The 13,839-nt window shown below is 76.3% G+C and carries 13 protein-coding genes and 2 tRNA genes; 11 read left to right on the top strand and 4 right to left on the bottom strand.

Translation table 11 applies throughout. The features are described from left to right. Nucleotides 1-348: 348 nt before the first annotated feature. From orn to ACFV04_RS26175, 4 genes are all read left to right on the top strand, one after another. A complete protein-coding gene (orn, locus tag ACFV04_RS26190) occupies nt 349-951 on the top strand; it encodes an oligoribonuclease (protein ID WP_360253163.1) in 603 nt (200 codons plus the stop codon). A 151-nt stretch (nt 952-1,102) separates the two neighbouring features. Next, nucleotides 1,103-1,178 (top strand) — tRNA-His (locus tag ACFV04_RS26185). Nucleotides 1,179-1,338: 160 nt separating this feature from the next. Beyond that, nucleotides 1,339-1,785 (top strand): DUF4442 domain-containing protein, encoded by a 447-nt coding sequence (locus tag ACFV04_RS26180; RefSeq protein ID WP_189919419.1) that lies wholly within the window; start codon nt 1,339-1,341, stop codon nt 1,783-1,785. 124 nt (nt 1,786-1,909) lie between these two features. Beyond that, complete coding sequence (locus ACFV04_RS26175) at nt 1,910-2,773, top strand: hypothetical protein (RefSeq protein ID WP_380532808.1); 864 nt, start codon at nt 1,910-1,912, stop codon at nt 2,771-2,773. Between the two features lie 443 nt (nt 2,774-3,216). Here the strand turns inward: ACFV04_RS26175 and ACFV04_RS26170 are convergent, their stop codons facing one another. Both ACFV04_RS26170 and ACFV04_RS26165 read right to left on the bottom strand, forming a co-directional pair. Continuing rightward, nucleotides 3,217-4,122 carry a spermidine synthase gene (locus ACFV04_RS26170; protein WP_380532806.1) on the bottom strand — a complete coding sequence of 302 codons (906 nt, stop codon included), beginning with the start codon at nt 4,120-4,122 and terminating at the stop codon, nt 3,217-3,219. Between the two features lie 164 nt (nt 4,123-4,286). After that, nucleotides 4,287-4,799, bottom strand: coding sequence for a hypothetical protein (locus ACFV04_RS26165; RefSeq protein ID WP_380348370.1), 513 nt, complete (start codon nt 4,797-4,799; stop codon nt 4,287-4,289). Between the two features lie 263 nt (nt 4,800-5,062). Between ACFV04_RS26165 and ACFV04_RS26160 the strand changes: the two genes are divergently transcribed. Beyond that, nucleotides 5,063-6,685, top strand: coding sequence for a tetratricopeptide repeat protein (locus tag ACFV04_RS26160; RefSeq protein ID WP_380532804.1), 1,623 nt, complete (start codon nt 5,063-5,065; stop codon nt 6,683-6,685). A gap of 48 nt (nt 6,686-6,733) precedes the next feature. On the opposite strand, the gene ACFV04_RS26155 is transcribed toward ACFV04_RS26160, so the two are convergent. After that, the gene (locus ACFV04_RS26155) at nt 6,734-7,390 is read right to left on the bottom strand and encodes a histidine phosphatase family protein (RefSeq protein WP_380348374.1); all 657 of its coding nucleotides are present in this window, start codon (nt 7,388-7,390) and stop codon (nt 6,734-6,736) included. A 188-nt stretch (nt 7,391-7,578) separates the two neighbouring features. On the opposite strand from ACFV04_RS26155, the gene ACFV04_RS26150 reads away from it, so the two are divergent. From ACFV04_RS26150 to ACFV04_RS26140, 3 genes are all read left to right on the top strand, one after another. Then, complete coding sequence (locus tag ACFV04_RS26150; protein WP_380532801.1) at nt 7,579-8,820, top strand: hypothetical protein; 1,242 nt, start codon at nt 7,579-7,581, stop codon at nt 8,818-8,820. A 141-nt stretch (nt 8,821-8,961) separates the two neighbouring features. Further along, a complete protein-coding gene (locus ACFV04_RS26145) occupies nt 8,962-10,587 on the top strand; it encodes a hypothetical protein (protein WP_380532799.1) in 1,626 nt (541 codons plus the stop codon). Further along, the gene (locus ACFV04_RS26140) at nt 10,587-11,978 is read left to right on the top strand and encodes an AAA family ATPase (RefSeq protein WP_380532796.1); all 1,392 of its coding nucleotides are present in this window, start codon (nt 10,587-10,589) and stop codon (nt 11,976-11,978) included. Before ACFV04_RS26145 ends, ACFV04_RS26140 begins: the two co-directional genes overlap by 1 nt. 112 nt (nt 11,979-12,090) lie before the next feature. Here the strand turns inward: ACFV04_RS26140 and ACFV04_RS26135 are convergent, their stop codons facing one another. Then, on the bottom strand, nt 12,091-12,402 hold the full coding sequence (locus ACFV04_RS26135; protein ID WP_380348382.1) for a hypothetical protein: 312 nt from the start codon (nt 12,400-12,402) through the stop codon (nt 12,091-12,093). Between the two features lie 231 nt (nt 12,403-12,633). Between ACFV04_RS26135 and ACFV04_RS26130 the strand changes: the two genes are divergently transcribed. From ACFV04_RS26130 to ACFV04_RS26120, 3 genes are all read left to right on the top strand, one after another. Then, nucleotides 12,634-12,990: a hypothetical protein gene (locus ACFV04_RS26130; RefSeq protein ID WP_360253183.1), complete on the top strand. Its 357-nt coding sequence runs from the start codon at nt 12,634-12,636 to the stop codon at nt 12,988-12,990. A 136-nt stretch (nt 12,991-13,126) separates the two neighbouring features. Further along, the gene (locus ACFV04_RS26125; RefSeq protein ID WP_380348384.1) at nt 13,127-13,684 is read left to right on the top strand and encodes a bifunctional DNA primase/polymerase; all 558 of its coding nucleotides are present in this window, start codon (nt 13,127-13,129) and stop codon (nt 13,682-13,684) included. A 68-nt stretch (nt 13,685-13,752) separates the two neighbouring features. After that, nucleotides 13,753-13,826, top strand: a tRNA-Lys gene (locus ACFV04_RS26120). Nucleotides 13,827-13,839 lie beyond the last annotated feature (13 nt).

Here is a 13,839-nt window from a genome sequence, read left to right as displayed (position 1 = left end):
GGACGAGCCCGGTGCGGCCGGGCGCGGCCACGGCGGGGCCACCGGACGGGTGCCGGCCCCCACGGGGCAGCCGGCGCCGGGGTCGGGCGAGCTCCGCGGCCGCCAGACCCGGGCTCCGCAGGTCCGCTCCCAGGGCGGTCGGCCGGCGGCCGACGGCCCCCGGGCGGGCCGCGAGGCCCGTGCCGGACGGGACGGGCACGCGGTCCGCGCCGGCCGGGAGGGCGAGCACCCGGACGGCCGCGGCGGTCACGGCGGGGCGGAGGAGCACCAGGCCGAGTCCTGTGCTCCGGCACCCCGCTCGGCTCCACCGGTCCCCGCGGCGCGTGATCGCGCCGTAGGGTGACTTGTGTGAATGACCGTTTGGTATGGATCGACTGTGAAATGACCGGCCTCGACCTCGACCGGGACGCCCTGGTCGAGGTCGCGGTGCTGGTGACGGACTCCGAGCTGAACATCCTCGGCGAGGGCGTGGACGTCATCATCCGGCCGCCGGCCGAGGCGCTGGAGCACATGCCCGAGGTGGTGCGCGCGATGCACACCGCCTCCGGCCTGCTGGAGGAGCTGGAGCAGGGCGTGACCCTGGCCGAGGCGGAGGAGCGGGTGCTCGCGTACGTGCGCGAGCACGTGCCGGAGGCCGGGAAGACGCCGCTGTGCGGCAACTCGGTGGCCACCGACCGCGGCTTCCTGGCCCGGGACATGCCGGCCCTGGAGAAGCACCTCCACTACCGGATCGTGGACGTCTCCTCGATCAAGGAGCTGGCCCGCCGCTGGTACCCGAAGGCGTACTACAACAGCCCGCCGAAGGGCGGCAACCACCGGGCGCTCGCGGACATCCGGGAGAGCATCGACGAACTGCGGTACTACCGCGAGGCCGTGTTCGTCCCGCAGCCCGGCCCGGACGCCGACACCGCGCGCGCCATCGCCGGGAAGTACCAGGCGTCGACCGACTGACCCCGGAACCACCCGGCGGGACCCCGCCGCGGGGTCCGCGGGGGTGCCCGCGTCCACCGGGGCGGAACCCTGGCGCGAGCACCCTCTCGGATCCTGTAGAGTTCTTCCTGTCGGAACGGGAACGCGGAAGCGGGAACGGACCGGACAGATGGTGGGTGTAGCTCAGTTGGTAGAGCACCTGGTTGTGGTCCAGGTGGCCGCGGGTTCGAGTCCCGTCACTCACCCCAGAGCCCGAGGGGCCGATCTCTTCAAGAGGTCGGCCCCTCGGGCGTTTTCGCGTTCCCTCACGTTCGCACTCCTCAACTCCGCCTCCCCCGGCCGGCCCCGGGTCCGGCTTTTCCGGGCGACCCCTGCCGCCGGAAGCTACCGGCTAGTAACATCGTCGCCATGACCACACCTACGATCGGCCAGATGCTCGACTCCACCGTGCCGATGGCGCACACCCTGAAGCTGGAGTACCTGGAGACCACCCCGGAGCGCGCCGTGCTCCGGCTGCCCGACCAGCCCGCGTACCACAACCACGTCGGCGGCCCGCACGCCGGCGCGATGTTCACGCTCGCCGAGTCCGCCAGCGGCTGCATCGTGCTCGCCGCCTTCGGCGACCAGCTGTCCCGGGCCGTGCCGCTGGCCGTCAACGCCGAGATCGCGTACAAGAAGCTCGCCATGGGCGAGGTCACCGCCACCGCCGTCCTCGGCCGCCCGGCCGCCGAGGTCGTCGCCGAGCTGGACGCCGGCGGCCGCCCGGAGTTCCCGGTCACCGTCGAGATCACCCGCGCCGACGGCGCCGTCACCGGTGTGATGACGGTCACTTGGACCCTGCGCCCCAACTCCTGACCGCCGCGCGGCCGGTGGCCCCGGGAACACCGCCCGGGGCCGAACCGCGCGATGACTGTCCGTGACGGCGGCCGTGACCTCACCGCCCGTCCGCTCGTTCTCGACTCACGTGCGAGCCAATCACGTGACCGAGCCCAGGCAACCCGCCCACCGCGGCGTCGCCGGCGCCCGGCACGGGATCGCCCGGTGGCTGCCCCGCCCCCGCACCGCCGCGGCCGCCGGCGCGCTGCTCGCCCAACTCTGGGGCCTCGGCGCCCCCGGCGCGTACGCGGCGTCCGCCGACCCACTGACCGAACCGGCCCGGCCCGCCGCCCGCCGCGCCCCGCACGGCACACCGTCGCTCGGCGGCCCGGCCCTCGCCGGCCCCGCACTCGACGCACCCGCACTCGACGCGCCGTCGGCCGAACGCCCCGTCGGACCGGGGCAGTCGGCGGCCGAGGCGCCGGGGCGCTCCCCCGGGACCGCCGGGGACCCGACCGGCGGCGGCACCGGGGCGGCCGACGGCACGTTGCGGGAACGGATCCGGTCCGGCGGGCTCCCCCTGCCCGGCCAGCGGGCGGCCGTCCCCGACGCCTTCGCGATCGCCTCCGGACTGCTCGACACCGCCCCCGCCCAGGACCGCCCCGCCGAGAACCCGGCCTCCCGCGAAGGCGGCCCCACCGGGCCGAACTCCACCGGCCGGCTGCAGGCCGACACCGCCCGCCCCACCGTCCCGCGGCAGAGCGAGGCGGCGGGGACTCCCCCGGTCCTGGACGCGTCCGAGACCGTCCCGGTCGGAACCCCGACAAGCCGGGACGGCACGACCACCCCCGCCGGGCCGGACGACGCGGGGACCCCGGAGACGCTCGCCGTCGCCGACACCGCCACCGTGACGGCCGTGGGCGACGGCTCCGCCACCGCGACCGCCGTCCTCGCCCCCATCGCCGCCGGACTCCTGCTCACCGGCGCGGCCATGTGCAAACACCGCGGACTGCCGCGCGGGCACTGAACCCGCAGCCCCGGCCCACGCCCCGACGACCGGCACCGGCCCGGAGGGGACGCCGCCGGCCCGGGTGCCGCCCACGACCGGCCGGAACGGCTCGCCGTTCGGCTCCCGGTCGACGGCGGCCCGACGCAGGCCGAGCACCGACGCCGGTCGCGGACCGGGGTGCCCCGCGCCCGGTCGGTGCCGCGGCCGACCGATGCGCGGCCGACCGGCCCGGGGGCGACGACGAGCACGCCCGGCGCCCGGGGGTCGGCACCTCCCGGTCGACCGGGCCGATCCGCACGGGCCCCTTCGGGGGCGACGGCGGTGCGCGCCAAGGCCGTTGCCGGCGGCGGGCCGGTCGCCGGCCGACGGCTCTCCGGCGGAGGGCGCGCACGAAGGCGCCCGTCACCGGCGTCCGACGACGGACGCACCACCGTCGGCGACGGTCCGTCAGCGGCGGTCCGTCAGCGGAAGACCCCCGGCGGTGGCTCCGGGGACGGGGCGGCCGTCGCGTCCGTGGCCGGGGCGGCGCCGGCGGCGAAGTCCGTGAGGGCGCGGCCGTGTTCGACACGGGCGTGGGCGGGATCGGAGGCGGCGCGGCGGGTCAGGTCGGCCACCGGGAGGGGCGCGTGGGCGGCGGCCAGGACGAGGTTGCCGAAGCGCTTGCCGCGCAGCACGGCGGGGTCCGCGATCAGGCAGAGTTCGGGGAAGACCGCGCCGAGGGTGGCGACCTGGGAACGGGCGAAGGGCAGGGCGCCGCCGTCGGCGATGTTCGCGGCGTACCAGCCGCCGGGGGCGAGGGCGCGGGCGGCGAGCGTGGTGAACTCGACGGTGGTGCAGTGGGCCGGGGTGCGCGCGCCCGAGAAGACGTCGGTGATGACCAGGTCGACGGTGCCCTCGGGAGTGCGCTCCAGCACGCTGCGGGCGTCCCCGCCACGCACCTTGATCTGCCAGCCCTTGTCCAACGGCAGCTCGGCGCGGACGAGTTCGGTGAGCGCGGTGTCGATCTCGGCGACCTGCTGACGGGAGCGCGGCCGGGTGGCGGCGACGTAACGGGCCAGCGTGAGGGCGCCGCCGCCCAGGTGCAGGACGGTGAGCGGCCGGCCCGGCGGGGCCACCAGGTCGATCAGGTGGCCGAGCCGACGCTGGTACTCGAAACCGAGGTGGGCGGGATCGGCGAGGTCGACCATGGACTGCGGGGCGCCGTCGATCAGCAGCGACCAGGCGGCCGGGCGATCGCGGTCGGGCCGCAGCTCGGCCAGGCCGGAGCCGACGGGGCGGGTGAGCGGCCCCTGCGCGTGGGTGCGCCCGCCCACGCCGGTGGCGGCCTCCGTCCCGCTGCCGCGCACGGCTCTGCTGCTTCGTCCCATGGTGGCCATTATCGCCGCAGGCGAGAGGGCACAGCCGCCGCAGGAGCGGCGGTCCCGGCGGTCCCGGCGGGTCTGCCGGACCGCGCCGGTGGGCGTGCTGGGGGGATCCGGCCGGTGGGGCGCGTGGTGCTCGCGAGCCCGGCGGGATCCGCACGGCACGCCCGTCAGAACGGGCCGAGGCCGCCTGCGGTGAGCGTGCAGGCGGCCTCGCAGAGAGCGGAGCGGAGGACCCAGGCGTCGGTGGGGCGCGCGGTGCAGCCGGAGCCGGAGGGCGGGATCACCCAGCGCGGGTCGGTGGCGGCGGGGATGAGGGCGCCCGCCGTACAGGAGCTGCCGGGCAGGTGCCAGGTCTCCCAGGTGCCGGCCGGGACGAGGAAGGAGACGGTGCTGCCGTTGCGGCTCTGCAGCACGGCCCCGCAGGCGCGGCGCAGTCTGAGGATGTCGACGGCTTCCAGGCCGTGCCGCAGGGCTACCGTCACGGTGTCGCAGCCGGTGACGGGGGTGCCCTCGTCGGGGACGGCGTGCTCGCGCCGGGGGCCGCCGCAGGGGGCTCGGCCGCCCTCGACCGGACCCCGGCCGGGGATCCGGTCGTCGGCCGGGTCGGGCAGCAGGGCGGGGGCTGCGCCGGCGAGCACGCCCCCGGCGACGGGGCGGTGCTGCGGCAGTCCGGTGGCCATCACGGGCCCTCCTGTACCTCGTCGGATCCGGAAGCGCAGCCGCCCGGAGGGGCCACCGGGCTGGGACGTGCCGGGGCGACGGCCTGGGCTTCCACGTATCAGGACAACGCGGCGAACGCATCCCGGGCCACGGGGCGCCTTACAGCAAGGCATGGCATTTCATGGCAGATATCCCGCAACATGGCCCGCTTTGACCGGTATTGTCAGCAGATCTCCCGCAAACCCCACGTGTCCGCACGGTGACTCCGAGTACTCTCGGCGCCATGGCAGCCACCCCACCGGCCGAGCCGAACCGACCGTCCCCCAACCCCGTGATGCGCGCGCTGCGCGGCGACCGCTCTCCCGGCGAGTTCGCCGTGGCGGTGCGCCGGGCCGCCCGCGAGATCGGCGAGCACGTCTCCTGCGACGCCCGCTACGTCGGACGGGTCGAGTCCGGTGAGATCCGCTGCCCCAACTACGCCTACGAGCGGGTCTTCCGGCACATGTGGCCGGACCGCACGCTCAGCGACCTCGGCTTCGCCCCCCGCACCGCCGTCCGCCGCCGTCCGGCGGACGGCGGCGGCGGACCCGCCGGGCTGCCTCCGCTCCACCCACCGTTCCCGCCCCTGCCCGCCCCGCGCTCACCACTCTCCACTCAACTCCCGTACGCTGCCTCGCCGTACGCGAATCCAGCCGCTCCGGAGGGCCCCCCGTGGCCGAGTCCCGGCGCGGTGCCCAGGGGGCCCGATGGATCGCCCTATCTCGACGAGGAGAACGACGACGTGCGTCGCCGTACGTTCCTGGCCGGCGGCACCACCGCGCTGGCCAGCGTGATCGGCATCGACCGGCCGGCCGCGGCCGCCGGTCGCCAGGCCGGTGCCGCCGGCGCCTCCGGTGTCCGCACCGGCCCGGGCGCCTTTCCCGGTGCGGAGTTCACCGCACCGTCACTGCTCTCGGCCGAGCCCCTGGTGCCCGGCCGGCCCGGGCCGGTGCCGCCGCTGCGCCGGGTCGGGGCCGCCGAGGTGCTCGGCGTCGAACAGGCCGTCCGGGACATCCGGCTGGCCGACGACGCGCACGGCGCCGACGCCCTGTACGAACTCGCCGGGCAGTCGCTGCGCACCGCGTACGCACTGCTCAACGAGGGCGAGTACAGCGCCGACACGGAACGCCGGCTGCAGGCCGGGGCCGGCGAACTCGCCATCTCGGTGGGCTGGTTGGCGCACGACTCGAACCGGCTCTCGGACGCCCGCTCGTTCTACGCCGAGGCCCTGGCCACCGCCCGGATGGCGGGGGACTCCGCGCTGGAGGCGCACGTCTTCTGCAACAGCGCCTTCCTCGCCCGCGACGCCGGACGCCCGCGCGAGGCACTGCGCGCCGCCCAGGCCGGGCAGGTCGCCGCCCGGGAACTCGGCTCCCACCGGCTGCTCGCCCTGCTGGCCATGCGCGAGGCCGGCGCCTGGGCCCTGCTGCAGGACCGCACCGCCTGCGAACGCGCGCTCGGCCGGGCGTACGCGCTGTTCGACCGCGGGCCCTCCGAGGCCGATCCGGAGTGGATGTCCTTCTTCGGCGAGGCCGAGGTCGCCGGTCTCCAGTCGCAGTGCTGGTCCGCGCTCGGCGACTGGGACCGGGCCAGCGAGCAGGCCGGGCTGGCCATAGCGCTGCAGGAACCGCACTTCGTCCGCAACCGGGTGCTGTACACCGCCGAACTGGCCCACGACCGGCTGGGCCGGGGGGACCTGGCGGGGGCGGCGTACCACGGCTCGTCCGCCGTGGCCCTGTTCGGCGACGTCCGCTCGGCCCGGATCCGGAGCATGCTGGCGGACACCGCGGGACGGCTGCGCCCGCACGCCGCGGTGCCCGAGGTGCGCCGGTTCCTGGCCGAGTACGACCGGGCGGCAGCCGCCTAGCCGGACCGCCCGGGCACGCCCCGGGTGGAGCCTGCCGCCCCGGGCGCGTCAGTGCCCGGCGGTCAGCCCGTCCAGGTGGGAGAGGTCGTTCCAGATCTCCACCGCCGGGGCGCCGTACTCCCAGGACAGCACGCACAGCGCCGCCGTGCCGAGCTTGAACCGCTGGGCGAACTCGGGCGGCAGGCCCAGCCAGCGGGCGGCCAGGATGCGCAGCAGGTGGCCGTGCGCGAACAGGACGACGTCCTGGTCGGCGCAGTGCATCACCGTGGTGTCGGGATCCGGGACGCCGTGCTCCTGGTGGAGGCCGGCGAGGAGGGCGTCGACCCGGGCGGCCACCTCGGACAGCTTCTCGCCGCCGGGCACGCCGTCCCGCCAGATCAGCCAGCCGGGGTGGTCGGTGGCCCGGATGTCCGCGCCGGTGCGGCCCTCGTAGCGGCCGTAGTCCCACTCCATCAGCTCCGGACGCTCCACCGCGCGGTCGCCGAAGCCGGCCAGCGCGCAGGTCTCCTCGGCGCGGCCGAGCGGGCTGGTGTAGACGAGCGCGTCCGGCAGCCCGTTCCACGGGGCCGCGGCGAGGCGGGTGCCGAGGGCCCGGGCCATCGCGCGGCCCTCCTCGGTCAGCGGGATGTCGGTGCGGCCGGTGTGACGGCCGGTGGCGGACCACTCGGTCTCGCCGTGGCGGACGAGCACGATTCGGGCGGGCATGGGGGGCTCCTCGCAACGGGGCGGCGGCAACGGTCGGTCTCACCCTTGAGCACCGGGTTCCATGATCCCCCACCCGGACGGCGGCCACGATCGCGGGCCGGTGCGGACGGCCGTCTCGCGGTGGTTCCTGCCGTGAACGGCCGGTCCGTACCGCGTTGTCGGACCCGGATGCGACACTGGGCCGCACCATGAACGTCTCGACGAACGTCCCGCCCCGCGGGTCCGCTGAGCCGCTCGCCCAGCGGCTCGCCGAGCTGCGCGGACCGGCCCCGCAGCGCAGTCTGACCGCCCGCGCCCTCGCCGCCCTGGCCGCGAATCCGGGCTGCCACCGCCGCGCGGTGCTCGACGCGGCCGGGATCGACAAAACGGCGCTGGCCGCCCGGCTCGGCCGCCCGGCCCCCTTCGGCCAGTCCCCCTTCGCGATCGCCCGCGGCGTGATCTTCGAGTCCCGGCTGAAGGCGGACGACTACGCGGCGCTGCTGGAACCGCTCCGCCGCCACCTCGACGTCCCGGTGGACGGCCACGCCCCGCTGGAGGTGCCGGACCTGCTGCAGCGCTCCGGCCCGGCCGTCCGCGCCGACCGGACGGCCCAGGCGCTGGCCCGGGCCGCCGCCGACCCGGAGGCCTGGACACTGCTCGACCACCCGCTGCTGCGCCTGGACGTGGCCGGCAGCACCGCCTACCTGGAGCCGGACGCGCTCGTGGTGCACGGCGGCCGGTGCACGGTGGTCGAGATCAAGTCCTTCCCGGTGCTCGACGGCAGCGCGGACCCGGCCAAGGTCGGCGCCGCCGCCCGCCAGGCCGCCGTGTACGTGCTCGCGCTCCAGCAGGCAGCCGCCTCGGCCGCCGGCGTACCCCTGGCCGACGACCCGTACACCGAGCAGCGGCTGCCCGGCAGCCCCCGGACGAGCGTGCTGCTGGTCTGCCCGAAGGACTTCGGCAACCGGCCGACCGCGGTCGCCGTCGACGTCCGCCGCGAGCTGGCCACCACCCGCCGCCAGCTGAGCCGGATGACCGGCATCGGCCGGCTACTGGACGCGCTGCCGCCGGACGCGGACTTCGACCTGGCCTCCGACGAGGCGGGCGCGCCCGCACGCTCCACCGAGCAGCTGACCGCCTCGGTCGAGGCCGTGCCCGCCGCGTACAGCCCGGACTGCCTCTCGACCTGCGAACTCGGCTTCCACTGCCGCGCCCGGGCCCGCTGCGGCGACCGGGTCGAGCAGCTCGGCCGGGGCGTACGGGGCGAGCTGGGCAGCATCCGGACGGTCGCCGAGGCACTGGCCGCCGCCGGTACCAAGGCCGACGACACGGACGGCGCCGACCACACGGACGGCACCGACGACGCCGCCGAGCGCCTGGCCTACGCGGCCGCCCTGCGCGCGGAAGCCCTGGGGGCGGAAGCCCTGCGCGTCTGCGAGGCGGGCGCATGAGCGAGCGAGTCAGTAGGCGGTGCGCGTGGGCGAATGCCCCCGCCGAGGTCTGCGGGGCGGGCGCATGAGCGAGCGCAGCGAGCGAATCAACAGGCGGTGCGCGTGGGCGAATGCCCCCGCCGAGGTCTGCGAGGCGGGCGCATGAGTCTTCTGACCACCCTGGCCCGGCTGGAGGCCGTCCGCAGTGGCCGGGCCGAGCCGCTGGCCACCGTCCGGCACCGGCACCTGTCCGACCGTCCGATGGTGCTGGTCCCGTTGACGGCTGCCGGTGAGGCGGGCGCTCCGCTGGCGGTGATGCTGGGCACCGACCGGGACGCGCCCCGGCTGCACCTGGTGCCGCAGCCGCTCAACCGCACCCTGCGGTTCGACTTCCTGGCCGAGCTGGCGGCGGACCTGCTGCCCTACCTGGAGTCCTTCGCCGACGACGTCGAGCAGATCGAGGGCTCCGAGAAGGACCCGGAGACCGGCGAGAAGACCCAGGTGTTCCGCGAGCTGTGCGCGGACGCCCCGCAGTTGATCGTGCCGAACGGCGCGGGGGTGCGCCACCTCGCGTTGATCGGCCGCTCGACCCGCTTCCGCCGCACCGTCGAGGACGAGGAGCCGGGCCCCTACCCGGCGCCGGTCCGGGTGCCGCTGCTGGGCCGCTGGCTGACCCACCTCACCGACCGCGCCCAGGTGCCCGGCTCCAGCCTGTTGCTGCCGATGACCGGTCTGCTGGCCCGGCACTGGGCGACCGGCCAGAGCCACCTGGAGGACCAGCACCTGGCCGCCCGGCTGGCCTGGCACAACCCGCCTCCGGGCCTGACCGGTGCCGAGGCGGCCGAGCTGGCGGAGTCCGCCCGGGACGAACGGGGGCAGTTGCTGCACCCGCCGGCCGGTCCGGCCACCGATCCCCGTTTCGACGAGGTGGTGCTCGCCCCGGCGATCACCCGGTACGACTCCGCCGTGGGCGCCCTGCAGCACGCCGTCGAGGAGCGCGACGAGGCCGCCGCCGAGCGCGCCCGGGCGGCCGTGCGGGCGGGCGTCGGGCAGTTGGAGGAGGTGCTGGCGGCCGTTCTGCTGCCCACCTGGCGGGACGTGTGGCAGGGCGTGGATCTGCTGCGCGCCCTGCCGCCGGCCGGTCACCTGGAGGAGCGCTGGGCCGGCGACCGCTGGTCCTACACCGGCCACCGGGACCGTGTGGTGGCCGGTGAGCCGCCGCAGCCCCGGCAGGACGACGCGGTCACCGCCGCCCGCAAGCTCGCCCAGCGTGAGCGCGAGCAGGCCCGGTTGGACGTCCAGGAGGCGCTGGACGACCCGCTGGCGATGGCCGAACACCGGCTGTCCGGCGAGGCGTTCAGCGGTGTGGTGACGGAGGTGGTGCCGGACTGGGACACCTCGGGCCGCTCCGCGAAGCCCCGCCCGCTGGTCACCCTGCGCACCTCCGACCGCCCGCATGCGGACCTCGGCCGGGAGGCGCACCGGGTGTGGGGGTCCGCCCGGACGGAGGCCGGGGGAGGGCCGCCCGCGCAGAAGGCCGAGGTGGTGGCGGTCGACGCCGCCGCCGGCACGATCACGTTGCGGGTGCTGTCCGGCATGGGCCGCCGGAAGGAGCCCGAGCCGGGCAGCCTGCCGGAGCCCGGCGAGCAGGTCACCTTCACCCTGTTCGAGTTGACGGTCCGCCAGTCCGCGCCGCTGCCGGAGCCGGACGACACCCCGTGGACGCACGGTGGCCCGCCGGGCGCCGCGTCCGTTCCCGCCCCGTCCGTCTCCGAGGAGTGGGAGTGATGGCCACCTCGAACCCCGGTCCGGGCGGGACGTCCTGCCCGGTGCCCGAGCAACCCCCGGGCGCGGCCGCCGACGCCGCCGTGGCCGGGATCCTGGCGGCGACCGTCCGTCCGGCGGCCGGTGCCCCGCGCGGCGTGGTGGTGGATTCCCCGCCGGGCGCCGGGAAGTCGACGCTCGTGGTGCGGGCCGCCCGCGAGCTGGTCGAGGCCGGCGAACGGCTGATGATCGTCGCCCAGACCAACGGCCAGGTGGACGATCTGGTCGGCCGACTGGCCGAGAAGGCGCCGGACCTGACGATCGGCCGGCTGCACGCCGCGGACACCCGTCCGGGCCCCGAGGTGCTGAAGCACGCCAACGTGACGCCCTCGGACAAGGTCGCCGACCTGGTCGAGCACGACGTGGTGATCTCGACCTCGGCCAAGTGGCAGTGGGTGCGGGCGGAGGCGCCGTGGCGGCACGCGATCGTCGACGAGGCGTACCAGATGCGTTCGGACGCGCTGCTCGCGGTGGCCCGGCTGTTCGAGCGGGCGCTGTTCGTCGGCGACCCCGGCCAGCTGGACCCGTTCACCGTGGTCGGCACCGAGCAGTGGGCGGGCCTGTCGTACGACCCGTCCGGCAGTGCCGTGGTCACGATGCTGGCGCACAACCCGCAGATCCAGCCGCACCGGCTGCCGGTCTCCTGGCGGCTGCCCGCCAGTGCGGCGCCGCTGGTCTCCCGGGCCTTCTACCCGTACACCCCGTTCCGTTCCGGCACCGGGCCGGACGACCGCAGGCTGACCGCCGCCGTCCGCCCCGACGGCTCGGCGCTGGACGCGGCGATCGACCGGGCCGCCGAGCACGGCTGGGCGCTGCTGGAGCTGCCGGCCCGGCACACCGTGCGGACCGACCCGCAGGCCGTGGCGGCGGTCGCGGCGACGGTGCGCCGGCTGCTGGAGCGCGGGCTGACGGCGCACTCCGAGCAGGGTGAGGCCCCGCTCACCGCGGACCGGATCGCCGTCGGCACCGCCCACCGCGACCAGGCGGCGGCGGTGCGCGCGGCCCTGCTCAAGGTGGGTGTCCCGGTGGACGGGGCGGCCGGGCCGGCCGTCACGGTGGACACCGCCAACCGGTTGCAGGGCCGCGAGTACGACGTCACGGTGGTTCTGCACCCGCTTTCGGGCCGCCCGGACGCGACCGCCTTCCACCTGGAGACCGGCCGGCTCTGCGTGCTCGCCTCCCGCCACCGGCACGCGTGCATCGTGGTGGCCCGGGCCGGGATCGCCGAGTTGCTGGACGAGCACCCGGCCACCGAGCCGGTGCAGTTGGGGGTCCCGGTGGCGTTCCCGGACGGCTGGGAGGCCAACCACCAGGTGCTGCACCACCTGAGCGGCCACCGGGTCCGCCTGGGGTGAGGGTGCGGCCCCGGTCCCGGCCGGGCCCGGTACCGGTCGGTGCCGGTCGGCCCCGGTCCCGATCGGGCTTCGGTCCCGATCGGACCCCGGAACCGACCGGCCCGGGTGCCGGTCAGTCCTCGGTCTCGCAGACCGCGAAGGCCTGGACGGCCGTGTGGTCGGCCTGCGCGTACCAACTGGTCGCGTCCCGGGACGGGCCGTTGTAGGTGACGGTGTCGTGCGTGCCGGCCGGCAGCTGGTAGCCGCCGCCGGTCAGGTGGGTGCCGCTCGGGCAGGTGGCCTGCGACGGGCTGCCCGGGGCGCTGACCGCGCCCTGCACCACCACGGCCGTTTCGGCGGCGACGGCCGGTACTGCTGCTGCGGCCACGCCGAGGGCGGCGGCGGTCAGCAGGACGCCGGCGGGCAGGATCGTCCGCGCGTGCATGGGATCTCCCTGGGGTGTGGGTGACTGGATTGCACCGGGGACAACCGATTCGCACACGATCCGGATGCGCGGCGCTCGCAGCACACCCCCGGCGCGCGCCGGGGAATAGCGCCCGCACGCGCACCGTTCCGTTACCGGCCGTCGCCGCGAGACAATGGACGACGGCCACGACCCGGGCGGCGCAACCCGGAGCAGCTGCCCGCCCCACCGAGACCCCGGAGGTGTCCGTCCATGCCCGACTCCCCTGCAGAGTCGACCGAGCCCACCCGGCGCGTGCGTCCGGCGCAGCTGCTGTTCGAGCCGCAGTCGGCCGACCCGGAGCCGGAACGATTCTTCGACCTGGAGTCGATCGACGACCCGGCGGAGCTGCTGCGCCGCTCCACCGAGCTGGCCCTGGCCTTCCGGGCCGCCGCCGAGCGGGCCACGGACTTCCAGGCGGTCGCCGCCGCCCAGCTCGCCGACCCGCGCCGCTTCGACGCGCTGTCGGACACCGAGGTCGCCCTGCGGGCGGACTGGACCCCGGACTACGCCGCCAAGATGATCGAGTACGGGCGCACCCTGCTCCAGCCCCGCCGCCACGAGGACTGAGCGCCGCACGCGTCGTACCCGAACACTGGCCACTGGCATATGCGCGGCGGGGAAGGGTACGCCGTTCCCCGCCGCCCTGTCCGGCGAACCGGCCTTTCAGCCGCGCCGCGAGCGCGCACGGCGCAGGCTGCTGTGCGTGGACATCTGGACGCATCAGTCGGTGGAGTACGTCAGCGTGGCCGGGGAGGCCTGGCTCGCCTCCGCCAGCGAGTACCCGCGCAGCATGCGCGCCCTCTGGGAGACCCGCCCGTGGGCGCCCTCGGTGCTGCCCTGCGGGCGCGCCTTCGACGTGATCAGCATGCCGGCCCTGTTCGGCCGCCGGGTGCTGGACGAACTGTGGGCCTCCGGCCCGGGCTGCGGCCCGGTCGCGGCCCACCGGGGGCGGACCCTGCTGTTCGTCCAGCCGGGCGCGGCACCCCGGCTGCGCCGGCTGCTGGCCTGGGAGGAGTGGGCCCGGGACGTGCCGCCGCTGCTGTGCCACGGCAAGGGCGACACGGTGACCGTCCCGCCGCTGCAGCGGATGCTGAACAGCCCGGACTCCCCCGGTCTGGGCGCCGGCCGGTGGATCGTCGCCCCGGAGGACCGCGAGCCCTGGCTGCCCGGCGCCTCCGTGCTGCTGTGGGCCTGCGTGCGGGCGGCGCGGGAGCCCGGCGCGCCGGTTCCCGCCGGGGCGGCCGTCGTGACCGGAGGGTGAACGCGGGGCGACCGGTATTCGATTTTGGCTCGGCCGCGCGGCGCTGCTAGAGTCTTCTCTGTCAGCAGGCGCCGCTAGCTCAGTTGGTTAGAGCAGCTGACTCTTAATCAGCGGGTCCGGGGTTCGAGTCCCTGGCGGCGCACAGACAGCCGGAA

The sequence above is a fragment of the Kitasatospora sp. NPDC059599 genome (assembly GCF_042735125.1).
Classification (GTDB): domain Bacteria; phylum Actinomycetota; class Actinomycetes; order Streptomycetales; family Streptomycetaceae; genus Kitasatospora.
This window is presented reverse-complemented; position numbering and strand designations above follow the sequence as displayed.